The 21,299-nt window shown below is 55.6% G+C and carries 16 protein-coding genes and 3 tRNA genes; 6 read left to right on the top strand and 13 right to left on the bottom strand.

The window, feature by feature from the left end; all coding sequences use genetic code 11:
- Position 1 precedes the first annotated feature (1 nt).
- The 9 genes from gspI to LRR79_RS11180 all read right to left on the bottom strand — a co-directional run bounded on the left by gspI (position 2) and on the right by LRR79_RS11180 (position 8,853).
- Positions 2–391: a type II secretion system minor pseudopilin GspI gene (gene gspI, locus LRR79_RS11220; protein WP_231757292.1), complete on the bottom strand. Its 390-nt coding sequence runs from the start codon at positions 389–391 to the stop codon at positions 2–4.
- On the bottom strand, positions 381–986 hold the full coding sequence (gene gspH / locus LRR79_RS11215) for a type II secretion system minor pseudopilin GspH (RefSeq protein WP_231757291.1): 606 nt from the start codon (positions 984–986) through the stop codon (positions 381–383). Before gspH ends, gspI begins: the two co-directional genes overlap by 11 nt.
- 20 nt (positions 987–1,006) lie before the next feature.
- A complete protein-coding gene (gspG, locus tag LRR79_RS11210; RefSeq protein ID WP_231757290.1) occupies positions 1,007–1,435 on the bottom strand; it encodes a type II secretion system major pseudopilin GspG in 429 nt (142 codons plus the stop codon).
- A 57-nt stretch (positions 1,436–1,492) separates the two neighbouring features.
- Positions 1,493–2,710 carry a type II secretion system inner membrane protein GspF gene (gene gspF / locus LRR79_RS11205; RefSeq protein WP_231757289.1) on the bottom strand — a complete coding sequence of 406 codons (1,218 nt, stop codon included), beginning with the start codon at positions 2,708–2,710 and terminating at the stop codon, positions 1,493–1,495.
- A gap of 1 nt (position 2,711) precedes the next feature.
- Entirely contained in the window at positions 2,712–4,190 is a 1,479-nt protein-coding gene (gene gspE / locus LRR79_RS11200; protein WP_231757288.1) for a type II secretion system ATPase GspE, read from the bottom strand.
- Positions 4,190–6,073 carry a type II secretion system secretin GspD gene (gene gspD, locus LRR79_RS11195; protein WP_231757287.1) on the bottom strand — a complete coding sequence of 628 codons (1,884 nt, stop codon included), beginning with the start codon at positions 6,071–6,073 and terminating at the stop codon, positions 4,190–4,192. The genes gspE and gspD overlap by 1 nt, the downstream gene beginning before the upstream one ends.
- Before the next feature lie 193 nt (positions 6,074–6,266).
- Positions 6,267–6,947: a type II secretion system protein N gene (locus tag LRR79_RS11190; protein ID WP_231757286.1), complete on the bottom strand. Its 681-nt coding sequence runs from the start codon at positions 6,945–6,947 to the stop codon at positions 6,267–6,269.
- A gap of 227 nt (positions 6,948–7,174) precedes the next feature.
- On the bottom strand, positions 7,175–8,104 hold the full coding sequence (locus LRR79_RS11185) for an electron transfer flavoprotein subunit alpha/FixB family protein (protein ID WP_231757285.1): 930 nt from the start codon (positions 8,102–8,104) through the stop codon (positions 7,175–7,177).
- A complete protein-coding gene (locus LRR79_RS11180; RefSeq protein ID WP_231757284.1) occupies positions 8,104–8,853 on the bottom strand; it encodes an electron transfer flavoprotein subunit beta/FixA family protein in 750 nt (249 codons plus the stop codon). The genes LRR79_RS11185 and LRR79_RS11180 overlap by 1 nt, the downstream gene beginning before the upstream one ends.
- A gap of 443 nt (positions 8,854–9,296) precedes the next feature.
- On the opposite strand from LRR79_RS11180, the gene LRR79_RS11175 reads away from it, so the two are divergent.
- Positions 9,297–10,934 carry an electron transfer flavoprotein-ubiquinone oxidoreductase gene (locus tag LRR79_RS11175; RefSeq protein ID WP_231757283.1) on the top strand — a complete coding sequence of 546 codons (1,638 nt, stop codon included), beginning with the start codon at positions 9,297–9,299 and terminating at the stop codon, positions 10,932–10,934.
- A 273-nt stretch (positions 10,935–11,207) separates the two neighbouring features.
- Here LRR79_RS11175 and LRR79_RS11170 read toward each other — a convergent pair whose 3' ends face one another.
- From LRR79_RS11170 to LRR79_RS11155, 4 genes are all read right to left on the bottom strand, one after another.
- On the bottom strand, positions 11,208–13,943 hold the full coding sequence (locus LRR79_RS11170) for a TonB-dependent receptor domain-containing protein (protein WP_231757282.1): 2,736 nt from the start codon (positions 13,941–13,943) through the stop codon (positions 11,208–11,210).
- A 120-nt stretch (positions 13,944–14,063) separates the two neighbouring features.
- A complete protein-coding gene (locus LRR79_RS11165; protein WP_231757281.1) occupies positions 14,064–15,746 on the bottom strand; it encodes a serine/threonine protein kinase in 1,683 nt (560 codons plus the stop codon).
- Between the two features lie 302 nt (positions 15,747–16,048).
- Positions 16,049–16,615 carry a DUF1285 domain-containing protein gene (locus LRR79_RS11160; protein ID WP_231757280.1) on the bottom strand — a complete coding sequence of 189 codons (567 nt, stop codon included), beginning with the start codon at positions 16,613–16,615 and terminating at the stop codon, positions 16,049–16,051.
- Positions 16,608–17,306, bottom strand: a complete 699-nt coding sequence (locus tag LRR79_RS11155) for a TetR/AcrR family transcriptional regulator (protein WP_231757279.1) — start codon at positions 17,304–17,306, stop codon at positions 16,608–16,610. The genes LRR79_RS11160 and LRR79_RS11155 overlap by 8 nt, the downstream gene beginning before the upstream one ends.
- A 445-nt stretch (positions 17,307–17,751) precedes the next feature.
- Between LRR79_RS11155 and LRR79_RS11150 the strand changes: the two genes are divergently transcribed.
- From LRR79_RS11150 to LRR79_RS11130, 5 genes are all read left to right on the top strand, one after another.
- Positions 17,752–18,600 (top strand): acyl-CoA thioesterase, encoded by an 849-nt coding sequence (locus LRR79_RS11150; RefSeq protein WP_231757278.1) that lies wholly within the window; start codon positions 17,752–17,754, stop codon positions 18,598–18,600.
- A gap of 144 nt (positions 18,601–18,744) precedes the next feature.
- A tRNA-Pro gene (locus LRR79_RS11145) sits at positions 18,745–18,821 on the top strand.
- A 269-nt stretch (positions 18,822–19,090) separates the two neighbouring features.
- Positions 19,091–20,356 carry a hypothetical protein gene (locus tag LRR79_RS11140; RefSeq protein WP_231757277.1) on the top strand — a complete coding sequence of 422 codons (1,266 nt, stop codon included), beginning with the start codon at positions 19,091–19,093 and terminating at the stop codon, positions 20,354–20,356.
- Positions 20,357–20,918: 562 nt separating this feature from the next.
- Positions 20,919–20,992 (top strand) — tRNA-Cys (locus tag LRR79_RS11135).
- A 73-nt stretch (positions 20,993–21,065) separates the two neighbouring features.
- A tRNA-Leu gene (locus tag LRR79_RS11130) sits at positions 21,066–21,152 on the top strand.
- Positions 21,153–21,299: the final 147 nt, after the last annotated feature.

Here is a 21,299-nt window from a genome sequence, read left to right as displayed (position 1 = left end):
GTTATTCGGCCACCCAGGAATCAATCGTCAGCAGTGGTGACTTGTCCGGCCAACCCACCTGCACAATGATGTGACGCATACGCGGTTCACTGGTGGATTTAACCTCTGCGGTCACCTCCCACTCGCGCTCTGCCAACAGCACGCGCTCGGTTTTCTTGCCCAGTGGGGGCCAGTCGGTACGCAGGCGGATTTCTGCCAACGCCTGTTGCGCCACCAGATTGGCGGTAAGGCGCTCCTCCAGCGCAGCCTGCTGACGCACGCTATCCTGCATGGTTTTGAGCACGCTCGCGGCGATGACCCCAAAGATCACCAGAGCAACCAGCACCTCAACCAGGGTGAACCCCCCGGCGGATTGAATCCGGCTGCGCAGCTGTCGGGATTCAGTAGTCATCGACCTGCCACTCCAGCTGCATACCGTACAGACTGCTGTAGGATATAACCGCGCCACGGGCTACATCGCCATCCCGCGTGAGGAAAAACGCCACCTCCACCGGCAGCACCTCACCACTGGACAGTGCCGCAAACTGCGGTTTGATCTCTTTCTCTTCGTCGTCTTTGTCGCGATCGCTGCGACCGCTGGGCGTGAAACTGGAACTGTTGCCATCCGCCCCCGGGAGCTCGGTCTGCGAGAGGACTTCCAGACGCATATTTGACGGCAGCTCGTGGGACATAAAGCGGCCGGCACGGGAGGAGATGGCCGAGCCTGAGACATCGATTTCCTGCCACCTCAGGGCTGAGGAGTCGTAGCGGACAACCTCATAGCGGTCTTCTTCAAAGACGACACCGTAGTGCGACTTGTCGATCAGCGCGCGGTCTGCCACCAGCTGCAACAGATTCGCGAGCCGCTGAACCTCACCGGTCCAGTTGCGGCTGTCGGTCCCGCGAAGTGAAAGCGTCGCCATGCCCGCCAGGGTAGCGATTATGAAAATCACCACCAGCAATTCAATCAGGGTAAATCCCCGTTGGCGGCGGGACAGGATACGCATAACAGAATCAGGCTCCGGGCTTACAGCTCGGAAGCAAACAGGTCCGCCGCCTCACCTTCACCGCCGGGCTTGCCGTCGGCACCCAGGCTGAACAGATCGTACGGGCCGCTGCTGCCGGGGCTGATGTACTGATATTCATTGCCCCAGGGATCTTTAGGCACGCGCTTCAGGTAAGGTTCAGCCCAGTTTTTTGCCTCCGGGAAACCGGACGGCTTGGTAACCAGCGCTTCCAGGCCCTGATCCGAGCTCGGATACACAAAGTTGTCCATGCGGTACAGGTCCAGCTGTGACGAGATCGCACGAAGATCGACCGTTGCCGCTTTAATCCGGGCCTCCCCGGTGCGCCCCATGATATTGGGCACGACCAGTGCACCCAGAACGCCCAGAATCACGATCACCACCATGATCTCAATCAGGGTAAAGCCCTGGCTCTTACGCAAATTTTTCATTTCTCACCTCGCGTGCTCAAAAACGGTCGGCCCGGCTGCGTCCACTCACGGAGCGAATCAGACCACCAACTGGTTCATGTTCATGATCGGCATCATGATTGCCATTACGATAAATAAAACGATCCCCGCCATTACCAGCAGCATCAGCGGTTCAAACAGGCTCACAAATGCCGTAACCGCACCCTGCAGATCCCGCTCCTGGTTTTCCGCGGCACGCTCCAGCATCTCATCGAGCGTGCCGGAGGATTCGCCACTGGCAATCATATAAGTCATCATCGGCGGGAAGTACTCCACGTCTTCCAGCGCCCGCCGCAGGCTGCCGCCTTCGCGAACAAACTTCTGTGCGGTCTGCAACCTTTCCTTCAGGTAGTCATTCCCCATCACGCCGCTGGCAATCCCCATGGCCTGCACCAGTGGCACACTACTGCCGGTCAGGATCGCCAGAGTACCCACATAGCGGGCGCTCTGACCACCGCGCACCAGCCAGCCAATCACCGGCATTTCCAGTAGTCGATGGTGAAAGCGATAACGGAATTTGGGCTGACGCAGGAGCAGCAGCCAACCCACCACCAGCAGCACAATAACCGGAGGGATAATCCAGCCCCACGCAGAAATAAAATCACTGAACGAGACCAGTATCCGCGTGGCCAGTGGCAACTGCTGACCGGTGCCGGTGAATACCTCGATCACATCGGGAACCACGTACACCATCAGGCCGGTCACTACGAGGACGCAGATAACGACCAGTACGATGGGGTATATGAGAGCCAGCTGAACTTTCTGGCGAAACTGCTGCTGACTCTCGGTGTAATCCGCCAGCCGCTCCAGCACATCATCCAGATGGCCGGAATGCTCACCGGCCTCCACCGTGGCCCGATAGAGCTTGGGAAACGCGCGGGGAAAGCTCCCCAGCGCCTGGGCAAGACTGTGCCCCTCCAGCACCTTGGCGCGAATGGCCAGTACGATACGGCGCACCTTCTGATTGCGGGTCTGGTTGGCAATCGCGCTGAGGGTCTCTTCCAGGGGAATACCGGCGCGCAGCAGGGTGGCAATCTGCCGGGTAAGCAGTGCCAGCGGCTTGATGCCAAGCCCGGGACTACCACTCAGGAAGCTACCCGCTGATTGCGGCGAGGAGTCCCCCGCAGCGGTCACCTCGAGCGGAACCAGACCTTTCGCGCGCAACTGCTGACGCGCGGCTTTTGCGCTATCCGCTTCCAGGGTACCGCGGCTTTTGCGGCCACCGCTGTTGAGCGCCGTGTACTCAAATGCCCCCATATCAGGACTCCTGGGTTACCCGCAACACTTCTTCCAGTGAAGTGGTTCCAGCCAGAACTTTGGCCATGCCGTCGTCGCGAATACTGGGGCCGAGTTTTCGCGCCTCGGCTACCAGCGCACTTTCCGAATCCCGGTCGTGAATCATCTGCCGCAGACGCTCGTTGACCGGTACCAGCTCATAGATACCGACGCGCCCAAGATAACCACTGTGGTTGCATTTTTCACAGCCGCCGGGACGATAAATGGTGGCCTCTGCATCTTCCGCAAAGCCGAGCATTCTCAGCTCGAACGCGTCGGCCTGATGGGGCTGGCGGCAATCCGGGCACAGAACCCTTACCAGGCGCTGGGCCAGCACACCAATAATACTGGACGACAGCAAAAACGGTTCGATCCCCATATCCACCAGACGGGTCACCGCACCCAACGCGGTGTTGGTGTGCAGGGTGGAGAGCACCAAGTGGCCGGTCAAACTGGCCTGAATGGCGATCTGCATGGTTTCCAGGTCGCGGATCTCACCCACCATCACCACATCCGGGTCCTGGCGCAAAATAGCGCGCAGGCCGCGGGCGAACGTCATATCCGCCTTAGTGTTGACCTGGGTCTGGCCAACCCCTTCCAGGTTGTATTCCACCGGGTCTTCCACGGTGAGAATATTCTTTTCCCGGTTGTTGATGCTGGCGAGACCCGCGTACAGTGTGGTGGTTTTACCGGAACCCGTTGGGCCGGTAACGAGCAGAATGCCGTGAGGCCGACTCAACAGCTCGGTGATAACCTTCAGGTCGCGCTCGGCCATGCCCAGCTGACGCATATCCATCTTGCCCGCCTGCTTGTCCAGCAGACGCATCACCACCCGCTCACCGGCAGAGGAAGGCATGGTGGATACACGCACGTCCACTTCCCGGCCGCCCATCAACAGGGAAATCCGGCCGTCCTGAGGAACACGCTTCTCGGCGATATCCAGCTTCGCCATTACCTTGATCCGCGACACCAGCAGTGGCGCCAGGGCGCGACGCGGTTGCAGTACTTCGCGCAACACACCGTCTACTCTGAAGCGCACCACCAGGCGTTTTTCAAAGGTTTCGATATGAATATCCGAGGCCCCCTGTTTGAGGGACTCGGCAAAAATGGCATTGATCAGTTTGACGATGGGCGCATCGTCTTCCTGCTCCAGCAGGTCTTCGGTCTCGGGCAGGGAATCGGCGACCGCGGCCAGGTCCAGGTCATCACCCAGGCCTTCGACATCGGAAAGGTTGCCCCCTTCGCGGTTTTCATACTCCCGTTGCAGGGATTCCTGAAAGGTTTCCCGGTCCACCGGAGCTACCCCCAGCGGCACCTCACACAGACGCTGAACTTCCGCCAGCACCGAGGGATTCAGTGGCGCCACATATTGACACACCGGGGTGCCCTCAACCTCCGCCAGCAGCACCTGATGCCGCTTGGCGAACGCGTATGGCAGGCGCTTGAGTACCACTTCCGCCATCACTTGACGCCCTCAGGCTCCACCGGAAGAGGCTCCTGAGATTCCTGCTCATAATTTGTTGCGGGTGGCAGCAGGTCGGGCAGCACATCGCCGCGATTCCAGTCCCAGATTCGGCTGGTGTCGTCACGCATGCGCAGTTGTTTCTCCTGCATATCCCGGTAGCGGCGACGGGTTTCCTCGTAACCGGCGATCTGGTTGCTGAGAATACGCGGGCGGATAAACACCATCAGGTTGGTTTTATCCACGTCTTTCTGGGAGTTACGGAACAGGCGCCCGAGCCCGGGTATATCGCCAAGCAACGGCACTTTGTTGTTATATTCGGTGAGCTTATCTTCGATCAGTCCGCCCAATACCAAGATGGCGCCATCATCGATCAGGACCTTGGTGCGGATTTCACGCTTGCTGGTCACGATGTCCGATGCCGCACCGGTAACCGGCAGCACGTTTTCAACCTTTTGCTCGATATCCAGTGTCACCGAGTTGTTGTTATTCACTCGCGGCGTCACCTTAAGAATGGTACCCACGTCCTGGCGCTGAATGGTCTGGAAAGGATCATTATTACTACCAGTGGTCAGCTGTGAACCGGTAATAAACGGTACATTCTGGCCCACCAGAATCTCAGCCTCTTCATTATCCAGTGCCATGATGGTCGGTGTAGACAAAATGTTCGCGTTGTTCTGCTCTGCGATTGCATTAATTGCCACACGAACATCAGTGCCACTCAGAAATCCAAGGTTCAGGCCAGCACCGACGAGATTCAACGGATCCAGTGACCCCGGGTTGATGGGAACACCATCCACCTCAATGGTGTTGTCCCCGTCCGGATCACCGATCGCCACATCGTTATTGAAGCCGGCAAAAACATCGTCGTCGTTCCCGGCGAGCCATTTGATTCCCAGCTGATTACCGGTACCTTCGGTGACTTCCACAATAATGGCTTCAATCAAAACTTGTGCGCGGCGCACATCCAGTTTGGCAATCACCCCTTTCATGGTTTCCAGCAGTGATGGGGGCGCAGTAAGAATCAGCGCATTCAGCTCCTCATTCACCTGAATGCTGACCTCCACATCCGCCACCTGCTGGTCCTTTTCGGTCTTCTGGATGCTGCCACTCATCCCCTCCAGAATCGGCTTCAGGTCCACGGCGCTGGCGTACTGCACATAGACCACGGCAGTATTGCCCTCACCGGCCAGAGGCTGATCGAGACGCTGAATGACTTTCTTGAGTTGAGTACGGGTGACCGGGTCGCCGGTCAGCAGGATGCTGTTGGAGCGCTCGTCTACGGCGATACGCAGCGGTTGCACATCGTTACCGGCCTGCTTACCGCCCCCCTGCAACAACTCGTTCAGAACCTGCTTGACCTCTTTGGCTGAGGCGAATTGCAGTGCAACCAGCTCGATATCGATGGCGCCAGCGCGGTCCAGCTGCTTGATCAGGCGCACAATCTGGTCGATGTTCGCCGCGCGGTCGGCAACGATCAGGGTATTGGTGTCCGCATAGGCGGCCAGGTGGCCAGTCTGCGGGATCAGTGGCCGCAGCATGGCAATCAGCTGGGCGGCAGAAATATTCTCCACCTTGACCGTGCGCACCACCAGCGCCTCACCGGGGGCCCGGGTCTGCTCGTCGATCACCGGGATCGCCTGCTGCTTGGCGAGCGCATCGGGCACCACCTTCCATGCATCCCCCTGCTCTACCAGGCTGAAGCCGTTTACCTGCAACACAGACATAAATACGTCAAAGGCCTGTGCGTGGGTCATGGGATCACCCGCAACCACGGTCACTTTGCCCTTTACGTTGGGGTGGACAATGATGTTCTTGCCGGTGAAATCCGCAGCCCAGTTAATCAGGTCGCGAATATCGGCGTTGTCGAGAGAAAGTGTCACTCTCTCCGGAGAAGACTGAGCCAGCACCGAAAAAGACAACAAAAAACCCATGGCGACTGCAACCAGTCGTCGGTGAAACACGCTCATCATTATGAATCTGACTCTAATTCTTATCTGGTCGTTAAATGGTTAGGTCTTGAAAGCAAAGCGAATACCCAAAATCCCCATTCGCTTACCGGTTCGCTGCGCAGTCTCAGCGGTTCGATTGCGCCCCCTGACGCTCACGAGCCATCTTTCGCAATTGCTCAAGGCGCTCGCGAATGGACTGCTGTTTATCCGCCTGACTCCCGCTGGACTTGGCACTGATCACTTTGGCCGCCTGACGGGCGTAATTGGCGTATTGCTTGGGAACAGTTGGACGCCCCTCTGCGTCTGGGTAGGTCAGTTTTTCCATCTGCCCGTTACGGCGAAGGATAATATGGTCGACTTCAACGGAGTAGACCTCGGCGCCCCCCGGCAAAGTCTGTCCTACAAAAACACGTTCAGCGGGTTTGCCCCTCTCGGCAATCAGGGCACTGGCGTGCTCATTCACACTGCTGCTGAGCACACCGGACAACACCAGGTTTAACTGGGTGATCGGGATATTGGCCAGATCGATCTCAGGCTCTTCCGCCTTTTTGACCGCTGCGACACCGAAAAATGCCGTCGGGGGAAGCGTTGTGGCGGAATTGTGCGCCACGGAGCGGCTACTGCGTTCCGCCAGCAAGCTCTCCGCGCCATCAGCTGGCACCGCGAGATGACCGTATGCCATGAGATTCACGGCGAACCAGCCGCCAACCACTCCGGCGGTAGCGAGCAGGCTCTTCTTGGCACTGCTTCCGGGAGCCCCTGGGTTCTGCAGTGCGGACGACAGTGTGCGCTTGACCAATGACATGATGAAACCCGTCACAAACAACGTAATTCTAATTATTGGGCGCCTATTCTCGGGGCATACCCCCAGAAAGGCAATGATCTCGGCTGCATAGGCTAAAGAATAACCAGGCAGCAAGTAAAGCATTACTGGCCGCCAAATCCGGCACAGTGTCCCAACATTCACATAAAAACGAGAAGGGCGGCCAATGGCCGCCCTTTCTTTTTGGAGTGAAGTATATGAACTGATTGTTACAGTTTGGTTTCCAGCTCCGGCACCGCATCAAACAGATCGGCCACCAGGCCGTAATCTGCCACGGAGAAGATCGGCGCCTCTTCATCCTTATTAATAGCCACGATCACTTTGGAGTCTTTCATACCCGCCAGGTGCTGGATGGCACCGGAGATACCAACGGCAATGTACAGGTCCGGCGCCACGATCTTACCGGTCTGACCGACCTGCATGTCGTTCGGTACGAAGCCCGCGTCAACGGCTGCGCGGGATGCACCCACCGCCGCACCCAACTTGTCGGCGACCTTGTACAGCATCTCGAAGTTTTCGCCATTCTGCATACCGCGACCACCGGAGATCACCACCCGCGCTGCGGTCAGCTCGGGACGATCGGACTCCGCCAGCTCTTCACCGACAAACTTGGAAACCGCCGCGTCGTCGACAATATCCACGGACTCGACCGATGCACTGCCGCCTTCCGCCGCAACCGGGTCAAACGCGGTGGTACGCACAGAAGCCACCTTGATGGCATCGGAGCTCTGCACGGTAGCAATCACATTGCCGGCGTAAATCGGACGCTTGAAGGTATCCGGACCCTCAACGGCGATGATGTCGGAGATTGGCTGAACGTCCAGCAGCGCAGCAGCACGCGGCAGCATGTTCTTACCGGTCGTCGTGGCCGGAGCCAGTACATGGCTATAGTTCTTACCCAGGTCAGCAACCAGCTTGGCCACATTCTCTGCCAACTGGTGCTCATAGGCGGCGTTGTCCGCCACCAGGACCTTGCTCACGCCGTCCACTTTGGACGCCGCTTCGCCCACGGCGCCACAGTTACTGCCGGCAACCAGCACATCAATGTCGCCGCCAATGGCCTTGGCCGCAGCGATGGTGTTCAGCGTGGCGCCTTTCAGTTCCGCATTATCGTGTTCTGCAATTACAAGGATGCTCATCAGATTACCTTCGCCTCGCTCTTCAGTTTTTCCACCAGTTCCGCCACATCGGCAACCTTGATGCCGGCCTGGCGCTCGGCCGGCGGCTCGACCTTCAGGGTTTTGGTGCGCGGGGCGATATCGACACCCAGCTCTTCCGGGTTGGTTACATCCAGGGGCTTTTTCTTGGCCTTCATGATGTTGGGGAGGGAGGCGTAACGGGGCTCGTTCAGACGCAGGTCAGTGGTAACCACCGCCGGCAGGGTCAGTTCCACGGTCTGCAGGCCGCCGTCAATTTCACGGGTGACCTTGACGGAACCGTCTTCGACATTGACCTCAGAAGCAAAGGTGCCCTGCCCCATGCCAGTCAGCGCCGCCAGCATCTGGCCAGTCTGGTTGTTGTCGCCATCGATGGACTGCTTGCCCAGAATAACCAGTTGCGGCTCTTCTTTCTCGACGATGGCTTTCAGGCACTTGGCCACTGCCAGCGGCTGAAGCTCCGCATCGGTCTCAACCTGAATGCCGCGGTCGGCGCCCAGCGCCAGCGCGGTACGAATCTGTTCCTGACACTGTTTCGGGCCCATGGACACAGCGACGATCTCGCTGACCACACCCTTCTCTTTCAGGCGAACCGCTTCTTCGACCGCGATCTCACAGAATGGGTTGATGGACATCTTGACGTTGGCAGTGTCCACATCAGAACCGTCCGCCTTGGGGCGAACTTTCACGTTGTAATCGACAACGCGCTTCACGGCTACAAGAACTTTCATGAAAATCCCGTCTCAGTAGTCTACATAAAGGCCGCAGTCTGCTGCCGGTAACGGCGCTGAACTGCGGCATGGGTAACTCGCGCAGCCTCCCGGCTGAGTGTTTCAGCGGCCCTGCCAAACCACCCGGATCGAGTGTTTTAAGGCACCTGCGAGCCAGCCTCCAGTTCAAACAAGCGTTTGAGCGGCGTGTATGTTGGCCCTTTCACAGACCAAAATCAATAGTTGAATAGTAAGCCTAGCAGCCATTCACAAGATCAATTTCGAGCCATAAACAGGCCCGATTGTACCGGCCCAACAACCGTCAAATACGCCAGTATTTGCCAGCAGAAATGAAAATTTACGCAATTGGTGGGGTTGCACGATGCCCGATATAATCCGCCTACCTATAAATTGCCTGCCATAATTCGGCGGGTGAATAATTAAACCTGTTTGAGGAGAGACCTGTGGAACGCGAGTCAATGGAATACGACGTAGTCATCGTCGGCGCGGGCCCTGCCGGACTTGCCGCCGCGATCAAGCTGCGCCAGATCAACGAAGACATCGCCGTGTGTGTTGTAGAAAAAGGCTCTGAAGTCGGTGCGCACATTCTCTCCGGCGCTGTATTCGAACCCACCGCCCTCAACGAGCTCTTCCCGGACTGGAAAGAGCGCGGTGCGCCGCTGGAAACCGCCGTCAACGGTGACGACATCTATGTACTGCGCGGTCCGGAAAGCGCCCTCAAGGTGCCCGGCATGCTGGTGCCGAGCACCATGCATAACGAAGGGAACTACATTATCAGCCTCGGCAACCTGTGCCGCTGGCTCGCCGAGCAGGCGGAAGCCCTTGGGGTCGAAATCTTCCCCGGCTTTGCCGCCGCCGAAGTGCTATACAACGAAGATGGCTCGGTAAAAGGTATCGCCACCGGCGATATGGGCGTGGGCATGAACGGCGAGGAGAAGGATTCCTATATGCCGGGTATGGAACTCCACGCCAAATACACACTGTTCGCCGAAGGCTGCCGCGGACACCTGGGCAAGCAGTTGATCGCCAAATTCTCCCTCGATGCCGACCGCGACCCGCAACACTACGGCATCGGCATCAAGGAAATCTGGAAAGTCGACAGCGACAAGCACCAGCAGGGCCTGGTCGTACACACTGCCGGCTGGCCCCTGGACGAATCCGACTCTGCCGGTGGCGGCTTCCTGTATCACCTGGAAGATGGCCAGGTGGTTGTGGGTCTGATTACCGACCTCTCCTACAGCAACCCCCACGTCAGCCCGTTCGACGAATTCCAGCGCTACAAGCACCACCCCGTGATCAAGCAGTACCTGGAGGGCGGCCAACGTGTCGCCTACGGCGCACGGGCAATCGTGAAAGGTGGCTTGCAGTCCCAGCCGAAAATGGCCTTCCCCGGCGGCCTGCTGATCGGCGACGACGCCGGCACCCTGAACTTTGCCAAGATCAAGGGCAACCACACCGCCATGAAGTCCGGCATGCTGGCAGCGGAATCTGTGGCGGAAGCACTGGCTGCGGAACGCGGCAGCGACGAGCTGAGCGATTACAGCGAACGCTACAAAAACAGCTGGGCCTGGAAGGAACTGCACATGCAGCGCAACTTCGGCCCTGCGCAACATAAATGGGGCAATATTCTCGGCTCTGCCTACGCCTTTATCGACATCAACCTGTTCAAGGGCAAACTGCCCTGGACCCTGAGTGACAGCAAGGCCGACCACGCGCAGCTGAAACCGGCCGCGGACTGCAAGAAAATCGACTATCCAAAGCCGGACGGCGTACTGAGCTTTGACAAGCTGTCTTCCGTATTTATCTCTAACACCAACCACGAAGAAGACCAGCCCTGTCACCTGACGCTGAAGGACAATGACATCCCGCTGAATCACAACCTGCCCATCTACGATGAGCCGGCACAGCGCTACTGCCCTGCCGGTGTGTACGAAGTTATTGAAGAAGGTGACAGCAAGCGCTTCCAGATCAATGCACAGAACTGCGTGCACTGCAAAACCTGTGATATCAAGGATCCAACCCAGAACATTGTATGGATCGCACCGGAAGGTGGCGGTGGCCCCAACTATCCGAATATGTAATCAGCTGTGCACTTTACCTATGGGGGCGCCAATGGCGCCCCGTTTTTATATTGGAAACACCCGGTTTTGGTGAATGCGCCTGCGGCTTATCCACCCTACTGAAAAGCCCGTCTACCCGTAGGGTAGATAAGCCGCAGGCGCATCTACCAGACACACTCTGACACACCAACAAAAAAGCCGGGCACTGTCACCAGTGTCCGGCTTAGTAAGCATTCCCTGTTGGTTTATTACCGCTACAACTTCCAGGTTGCTCGTGGTTTTTAATACTTCAGATCAGAACTGGTATTGCGCACTCAGAGCGAACGACTGGCCGGGCTTCTGTTCGAATACGATCACGCCATCGCGCTCAATTTCGATAGACTCATTCAGCAGATTCTGCATCTTAGCCTTAATGGTGATCTCAGCGGTTGGATACCAGGAATATGTCATATCCAGAGAGTGGAACGGCTGCTCGAAAGAGTCAGGCGCCCCCAGACGACCCGCCAGGTACAAGCGATCACCGAATACGTTGTAACCGAGCGTTGCAGAGTGAGCGCCATCTGGTGAATCAAATCCAACCAGCATATTGAGTACATATTCCGATGCACCAGCCATAGTACGGACGTGGTTCGTCGGAGAATCAGCTTCGCTGCCGGCAACCAGCTCGGACTCTTGCAGTGTGAGGTTACCCTGCAGGAAGAAGCTATCCATAGTTTCACCAAGGAAACCCATGGACTTCAGGCCTTCAAATTCCACACCGGCGATCTCACCGGATTCCGCGTTGATAATTTCACGGCCGGTATCCGTATCACTGGTAGCCTTCTCGAAGTACTCAATCGGATCCAGGATATCTTTGTAGAACAGAGATACGGTCAGGTTGTCACCTTCGCTGAAGAACCACTCTGCACGGATGTCAAAGTTGGTCATTTCAGACGGACGAACACTGGAATTACCGGTTACGCGCTCATCGGTAATGGGATCAAGATATACCGCATCAGTGATCTCACGCAGATCCGGGCGCACAGAAGTCTTGGATGCACCAAAACGCAGCTGGAAGGTTTCCGCCCAGAAATCACTCATATATGTCAGAGCGAGAGATGGGTATACCTTATCTTCTGAAAACACGGAATCTTGCAGTGTATCTGGATCGGTTGGCAACTGAGGCTCGTCTACCGAATATCCATAGGGATTCCAATCCAATGCGACCTGATTGTAATCTTCCCAGCGGGCACCGAGAGAGGCACGCCAGGTTTCATTCAAGGTCCAGTCGACCTTACCGAATACCGCATCGGTCATTGTGGCTGCGATGTAGCTCTTGTTGTCGATACCGGCACGAACCAGGCCGTAGTCGTTCTCCGGATTAGTGATGTTTTCATCACTAAACACATCATCCAGAGAGCCACCAAGAATTGTGTCATCGACCACACTTGAAATACCGAGACCGAAGCGCGTCTCTTTGTAAGTCCGGCCTTTCTCGTTATGAGAGAAACCACCGCTCAGCTCAAGGGTCGAAGTGCTGAACTCGATCGGCAACGTCGCAGACCAGCCGTAACTCAACACATCGTCCTCCAACTCGGTGAAACGATAGCTTGCACTGCCGTTGTTCAAACGTATGGTTGAGCTCTGCACCTCGCCGGTCGCCGGATCTGTTTTGGTATCCGCCTGAACAACCACTTCATTGGGGATGTCAGTAGTTGCAACAGAGTCGGAGTAGTGCCAATCGACAACCAGGTCTTCGGGGACCCAGTTCAGCAGGCCACCAAACATGGCTTTGGTCTCAGCACCAACGGAGTGAGTACCTTTCAATTGATTTACTAGCAGTTCTCGCTCCTCAAACCGAATTGAGTAGTCGCGAAAGCCAGAACCATCGGACTTGATGGTGTTTTCGTTGAAGAAGTCCTTGATCCCAGTGGTGTCATCGGTATTGCGTAAGAACAGACTGGTCAACGCTACATTGTGCTCATCGGCAAAACTGATACCGAGATTCACGTTGCCGGTAATATCCACGGCGTATACGGACTCAGTCGTTACGCCATATTGCTCTTCGGGGTCACCATACACACGCTGCGTACTTTCTTCCGAACGCCATTTGCTTTTGTAGGAGCCACCCACCAGGAAACCAGCGTCCCAGTTATCGTTCAGATAAAAACGATTACCAATACTGGCCTTGAAATCAGAATCCGGGTTGCTGGAATCTTCTTCGATCGCGATATCGCGATTCAGCTCAAGGGCCAAGTTGCGATTCAAAGCGATTGCAGCAGCACGCGCATCTTCTGGCGCCGCGCTACCTTCAGAAATCAGGGTATTACGGATGGAGTTAACATCCAGACGTCCCTGGAAACGATCCAGGGCAGATTGCAGCTCGCTCGACATAGCACGAGTGCCGTCATCGGTACCGAACGAGTCATCACCACCGCCGGCGTAGCTCAATACGTCGCCGTCGGTTTCAGAATTGAAGCCGGTGCCCACTTCCAGGGCAACAGTGAAATCATCCGGAATTCCCTTGGTGCGGATATCAACATTACCACCACCAAAGTTTGCAGACTGGTCGGCTGAGTAGCTTTTTTGAACCGCCAACGATTCAACAACCGAGGTCGGGAAAATATCCAGCGGAATCACGTTACGGGTGAGATCCGGTGACGGCACTACAGCACCATTCAGAGTTGTGCTGGAGTAACGCTCACCCAAGCCACGAACGTAGACAAACTTGTCATTTACCAGAGACAAGCCGGACACACGACGCAGTGCAGCTGCTACGGTGGAATCGCCCACCCGGCCAATCATCTCGGCGCCGAGAATATCGGTTACCACTTCTTCGTCGAGGCGCTCATTAATCAGTGAGTGTGCGGAATCCTGAAGTCGCCCCTGCACCATTACCTCTTCAATCTGCGGCGCCGCAATTTGAGGTTTGGACTCTTCTGATTCCGCTGTCAACTGCGCATCTTGCGCAAAGGCACCAGATGCAAATGTGGAGGCCGCGGTAATAGCCAGTACCAGCGGCGCTCGATAAAATTTTTCGTTTTTAACCATTACCCAGGCCTCTTATCGTTCCTGTTTATAAAGGCAGTAGAACTAAAGAGGGCGCCGACTCCAGCAGCGAAGGCGGCGCCCTTAGGAATCGGGGCTATTCCCCCCTATTCCATTCCTACCTTACTGAGTCAGCCAATCGATGGTGTCCAGACCTACAGTCCAGCCGGAAGTCCAGTCACCTGCGTCGCTGGATTCAGACAGTGCACCAATGAAGCCACGATCATTTTCAGGCGCCAGGGTAACTGCAGCACCGTCAACCAGCATGCTGGCGGTATCCAGAGAGAAGATTGGCAGCGGAGAGCCACCCAGAATCTGCAGACCGGTGTCGGCGGCAGCAGTTGGGTTGTAAGCCGCACCCGCGGTCGGGAAGGCTTCGGCGAATACGTTGCCGTTTGCAGCAGCCCAAGCTTCAACGGTCTGGTTGTTCGGCAGAACACCGCCTTTGGTCTTGGTTTCACAGGCGAAGATGTTGGACTTCATTACAACGTCACCATCTTGCGCACCTTGCAGGGTGTCGTTTTCAAGACGGACACAGTAGTTGTCACTACCGTTTTCAGCACCGATGAAAGAAGCAACAACCATGGAGTTAGTGATGGTCGGGTAGATTGCTTCGCGGAAACGCCAGCCAGCGCCTTCATCGTCAGTACCGGCGACTGGAGAGATGATGCAGGTCAGGCCATCGATAACTGGACGGCTATTCAGGCCGCGGGCGATGAAGTCAGCAATAACGTCAGCACTTTTGCTGGAGTAGCTGCCTATACCGTCAGATTCGATACAGTTAGCACCTTCACGACCACCCTGAATTACCAGAGAGTTGGTGATGGTACCGCGGTAGCCTTCGTCCAGGTCGATGGAATCGTCGTTGACGTACAGTGCTACGTAGTTGGTCAGGTCCGCAGAACCGCCGAAGAATTCAACACCATCGTCCTGAGTGGAATAAGCCTGGATGTTTTCCAGCACAGTGCCAGAACCAACGGCACCGAAAGTAATACCGTTCAGTTCGTTGCCCGGCACTACGTCGAAACCAGTGTGCTTAACGATGAAGTAACGCAGAACACCAGAGTTATCTTCGTTGTTGTCGCCGCCATAGTTGGAGATAGCGTCGCCAATCAGACCTTCAACGTCTACGTGACACTCACCAACCTGAGCAATATCACCTGCATCAACAGAGCCTGTGTACTCACACTTGTTGGTAACACCAAAACCATTCACCACCATGCCGCCCCATTCGCCTACGGCTTCAGGGTTAGTGATTTCACCGTTTACGTCTGACAGAGAGGTAACAATGATCGGCGCAGCGGAAGTACCTTCAGCGAAAATCTGAGATCCACGGTTGATTACCAGGGACTCTGCAGCGGAGTTGAACGCAACTGTCACGCCCGGCTCAATAGTCAGAACGGCACCGTCGCCGCCTTTTGCGATACCTGCGGCGTCTAGCTCAGCCTGACTGCTGTAATTTTTACCAACCACAAGGCTACCTGTGAAGACATGAGCGCCATTACCAGCCAGGGTCGCCAGAGTGATGTCTTGCATCAGCGGGTTTCCGGCATCTACGAAGCTGCGCTGGTATACACAATTTCCTTGAGCTTCGTTGTAATCACCGTGAGCAATAGTGCCATCTTCTTTTTCATATGAGGCGCAGGGACCATCGTAAGAATCACCTGGAACTTCGACTTGTCCGCCACCGTTGTTGGTAGAGTTATCGTTAGTTTCCGGAGCAATGGTGATACCGCCGCTGTCACAACCAGCCAGCACAGCAGAAATCGCGGCTGCCAGCAGCAGCTTGTTGGATGCAAGTTTCATGGATCCCCCTAACAAGGATGAAGTGAATTAATCCGAGATTTAAAAATTCTTATCGGCCAAAGCAATTTGGACGAGGGGGAGTCTAGGAACGGAGTGTTGCGAAAATGTTACGAATGAAAGACGCGAAGAAAAAAAGCCGTAAATCAATTCAAAAATATTGCAATGTTAAATTTTTATTTCTGTAATATTTCTGGATGATTTCATATATATTTCAGGGAGATCCCGAGCGGATAAAAAACATACAGAGAAGGGGTAAATTGAAACAAGGCACAGGAACACCAGTTCCAAGTGTCGACGGTGAACTAATATTGGCCGAGCAAAAATTCCTCGCCCTTACTTTGCAACCACAACTGGCATAATTTCGCCGGAGGCTCGGTGGGCTGCCGCGGCTCGGCCCAGTCAATCAACTGGTAGTAGACATCACGAGACATCCGCCCTTGAAGTCCGTTGCGAACCTCGACGTAGGGAATTGGTTGCGGCGGGTCGCCGTAAGGCTTGAGCAGAAGAGGATGTTCGCTGTCCAACGGAACAACGTCACCGGTATTGGTGGTGAGCAAAATTTCGCCGGTAGACCCTTCCCCCTGGCGCGCCGCCTGAGTAATCAGAAATGGGACATCTTCGACACGAATGCGCCACTTCTCTACGGGGGTCACCAGATAGTAGTGACGCCCTTCTTTCTTGAGAATACTGGCAAATAGCTTTACCAGTGGCTGGCGTTCTATTTCGGTTCCTTCATGGATCCATCGACCGTCGGCCCGGATCACCATATCCATATCGCCACATAAATCCGGATTCCAGGAGGCCACCGGTGGGTGCCCCCGGAACTCGTCCTGCAATTTCTGCAGCTGCTGGAAAAGCGGTTCAGCCAAAACTGCTACCCGGATTGCTCGGGCTACTCTGCACCGGCTCTGAAGGCTGGGTACCGCCAACTTGACGGCGGCTGGAGATATCGCCGATATGCACACCAACATCCATGATGAACTCCATCAGACCCTCACGGTCTTCGATAACATCCGCGAATGACTTGGAGTGGTAGAGCTCTACGGCGCCCTGTACCAGAGCCCAATAGGTAGAGTAGTAATAGTAGGCAGGCACCTTCTTCAGAACCCCCTGTTCCATGCGACGCTCAAACACCCGATTCAGGGCTGACGCGTTGGAATTACGCAGCGCGTGCAGTTCGGCGATCATCTCTGGCGCAAGATTCAACGCGATAATCTTCTCTTCCAGCCGCTGGAACAGGCGATCACGCGCCGGGTCCGCCATACGGGATTCAAAATAAGCACGTGCCGGGGCGGTGATATCGCCCTGCTCAGCCGTGGCAACGGCGCTTTTCAGGCGCTCGGTGAGGGACTTCTCGTAGTCCATCAGCAGGCGCATGTAGATCTCGGTTTTGGAGATGAAATGCTTGTAGATGGTGCCTTTACCGATATCGACCCGCTCGGCGATCTGCTCAACGGTAACCTTTTCTTCACCATGCTCGAGCAAAAGCTCTAACGCCGCGTCCAGGATACGCTGCTCGCGCGCGCGGAACCGCTGAACCTTCTCTTTTGCCTTATCCATACTTCCGACCTTAGCTGTCCGTGAATGTGGAGACTGAAATTGACTATTCATTCATGAATGATAGGCAATTCCCCCGGAATGGAAAAGGATTTCCCAAATTCTACAGGGGACTTTGCGCCTAATTGACAGGAAAAAGCCGCGCCAGTAGTACATTTACCGCGTATTCGCGAGGATCACATGGTGCCACTCCCGTTTCCTCTCATTAAATTTAGCGCTTATAGTTCAACCACACTGATCTTTTTTTATTCAGAACTGTTAAATCGGCGGTGGCCCGGCAACTTAATGGAGCAGGTGCCGACGGGAAAACCCGTAAGACAAGGAAATCAATTTTGATCAGTTCGGCAATGGTCATTCTGGGAGTAATTGCTAATATTTCCGGTCCGCCGATTGCGAGAGCACTAGGTGACACATCAGACAACCCTATTCAGACAGGCAGTAACCGCCCATGTTGGAAAAGTTAAGCAAGCTCCTCGATGTCGAACAACTGGATACCAATCTATTCCGTAGCCGGGAGCATGTCGAAAACTACCGCAAAGTGTTGTTCGGAGGCCAGGTGCTCGGGCAGGCACTGATGGCGGCCGCGCGGACCGTTGAGGGTCGCCTACCCCACTCTCTACATGCCTACTTTCTGCGGCCAGGCAGCAGTGAAAAACCTGTCATCTATGATGTGGATCCCATTCGCGACGGCGGTAGCTTCACCACTCGCCGAATAGTTGCCCGCCAGAACGGCAAAGCCATCTTTAATATGTCCGCCTCATTCCAGATCGAAGAACCGGGATTTGATCACCAGGCGGATATGCCCACCGACGGACTGGCTCAGCCGGAAGACCTGAAAAACACCCAGCAACTGGCAGAAGAAGCCGGCATGCAAGGCGCCGCGCAGAACCAGCGCCGCTATATGGTCGATTTCCGTCCAGTGGATCCAATGAGCTACTTCGATAACGCCGTGCGCGAACCCCAGTGCATGTTCTGGTTCAAGGTGGACGGCGAATTGTCCGACAGCCCCATCGAACACCGCAGCGCTCTCTGTTACGCGTCCGATATGGCGCTGCTGGGTACCGCTCTGCAACCACACCCCATCAGCCTGTTCGACCCGCACCTGATGCCCGCGAGTCTCGACCACGCCATGTGGTTCCACCGCCCCTTCCGCGCGGATGAATGGCTGCTCTACGTGACCGATAGTCCATCCGCCAGTGGCGCCCGCGGCTACTGCCGTGGCCAGATCTTCACCCGCGATGGCAGACTGGTTGCCTCCACCACCCAGGAAGGCCTGATCCGCCAGATCAAGAAGTAAAACGCTCCGACGCGCCTACGGGCGCACAACGGCTAAAATTAAATGAAATCAGTGGTTTACAGAGGCGAAGTGGCTGTTATAATGCCGCCCGTTTCACAAGGAAGCCGCAGCAGATTCCGCAACGGAATCGAACGTTGCACAAGTCGGTGAGTAGCGCAGCCTGGTAGCGCACTTCGTTCGGGACGAAGGGGTCGGAGGTTCGAATCCTCTCTCACCGACCATTTTTCCAACCCCTCCTATTTTTTATTTTCCTGCTTTTTAGTTGCACAACCCCGTGCCACCTGCATAGCGCTCTACTCAAGCCCTGAGACTTCTGACATTTTTCAATCGAAGATCGCGGTAGGAGTGTGGTGCCAATAGCGGCCTGGCTGCAAATTGTGCGCAGCGTCGCCTCCCGGGAAAATGGGGGCTAACCTTTGGCACTGTTCACAAGGTGTGATGTCATACCAACAAACGTATCCATGTCCTTCTAACAAGCCAGAAAGTATTCATGCAACATTTTTGGAAAGCTTGCTCTCCCCGCATATTCGCGAACCTGGGCGTGATCGCCCTGCTATGCAGTCTGTGTGCACCATATGCACATTCCGATTCCAAAACCTTTTACGACATTCAGTACCGGGTGGATCTGAAGCCGGATGAAGATTTTGCGCATGTCCGTATTGAACTGTCCGGTGACACGCTCCCCAGCCAACTGACTCTGCATCTGAATCCGGAACGGCATTCAGAAATTGCCGGCGAAGATGTTTCACTGAATGGCGACAAAGCCATCTGGAAACCGGGAACGGGACAGAGTGAAATCCAGTACCGATTCAAGATCGATGCGAAAAAATCGTCAGGCCGCTATGACTCATTGATGACCGACAAGTGGACCATCCTCCGCACCGACAAACTGATTCCCCCCATATCCGCCCGCGCCCCCAAGTCCCTGCAATCGCAGGCGACACTACAGATCAATACGCCGCAAGACTGGAATACCCTCGCCCCTTATGCCAAGGACGAGAAAGGTATTTTCCAGTTGAAGGATCCGGGCCGCCGTTTTATTCGCCCCAAAGGCTGGATGATTTCCGGTCGTATCGGCAGTCGCCAGGACATCATCGATGGAACCGACACCGTTATCGCCGGGCCCTTGGGTATTGGGCTGCGCCGGCAGGACACCCTGGCCTTTCTCGGCTGGACCTTGCCGGAACTCAAAAAGGTATTCCCGGAGTTTCCAGCAAAACTGCTGATCGTCATGGCCGATGACCCCATGTGGCGTGGCGGGCTATCTGGAACCCGCTCCCTGTTTATGCACGCCGACCGCCCTCTGATCAGTGGTAACCGAACAAGCAGTATGCTGCACGAGCTGGTGCATGTAGTCACCGGCATTCGCGGTGACAAAGAGAGCGATTGGATTGTGGAAGGCATTGCGGAGTATTACTCCCTGCAGACATTGCGCCGTACCGGTGGTATCAGTGAGCGGCGCTTTCAGGAAGCGCTGCAAGATCTTGCGGAATGGGGAGAAGAATCTCCAAACCTGCTGGTGAAACGCTCGTCTGGTCCGATCACCGCAAGAGCCACAGTAGTACTCCACCAGATTGACGAGCAGATCCAACAATCCAGCGACGGCAAGCGCAACCTGGATGAAGTGGTGACGGCACTGGCGGCCGATCGCGGTGAAATCACACTAAAAAAATTCCGAAAACTTGTAGAAGAAGCGGCGGGAGAGCCCGTTCCACAACTGGAGCGTGCATTTCTTACAGGCAAAAAAAAGCCCTGACGACGGGGGGGGGGGAGAGCGTCAGGGCCAAGACCATTAGGAGTGAAACTTGGAGGATTTCATCCTTACAACACACTGGGTGCCCATATGGAGGAAGGCACCCGGCCGGCACTACTAAACAACACGTGGGGGGAGATGTGTGCTAGCCAGCTACTCTCAGTATTGGTCAGGTCCGGGGGATTGCCAGCGCGATCGCCAATTAATTTAGAACAATTGGCAATAGATAGAGCCCTTCCATTTCATCCAGTTATTACGCCTCCCCGCTGCGGCGCTGGAATAGCCCATAGATCACAATTTGAACAGTATGCATCGTATCGCGAAATAGCCTTGACTAATCCCCGACAAACCATAGAATAGCGCCCTCTTACACGCCCTGGCGCGCGTAAGTATCAGAAAACTCTGGGATTTTTACTGTTATTCCGTTAGAATCCGCGACGTTTTCAACACCTATGGCTAGGTGGCAGAGTGGTCATTCAGTGGATGGCAACTCCGAGCGCCTGCAGCGAATAAAGAGGGCCGGTACGACTCGAACCGGCGAGCGAATCCTCTACAGAGTCAATATGGCTAGGTGGCAGAGTGGTTATGCAGCGGACTGCAACTCCGTGTACGCCGGTTCGATTCCGACCCTAGCCTCCATTTTCTTCCAGCCCTGAGTAATCAGGCTGGTCCAATCGACAGCCTTTCTCCACGCCTGTCGATCGCCCTATCTGCCCGGATGGTGGAATTGGTAGACACAGGAGACTTAAAATCTCCCGTCCTTTGGGACGTGCCGGTTCAAGTCCGGCTCTGGGCACCACCTTCCGTTTTCCCCTAAGCTTCACTGACAAACCCTCTTGTCAACGCATCCTGGTGCACCACCGCTGCGAGCGCTGGCCAGGCATGCCATGCGGAAGCCAATGATTTTCCTATTGTCCTGGGTGCTCGTGTTCACAGTGGGCGCCGT

The organism is Microbulbifer elongatus (assembly GCF_021165935.1).
GTDB lineage: Bacteria > Pseudomonadota > Gammaproteobacteria > Pseudomonadales > Cellvibrionaceae > Microbulbifer > Microbulbifer elongatus.
This window is presented reverse-complemented; position numbering and strand designations above follow the sequence as displayed.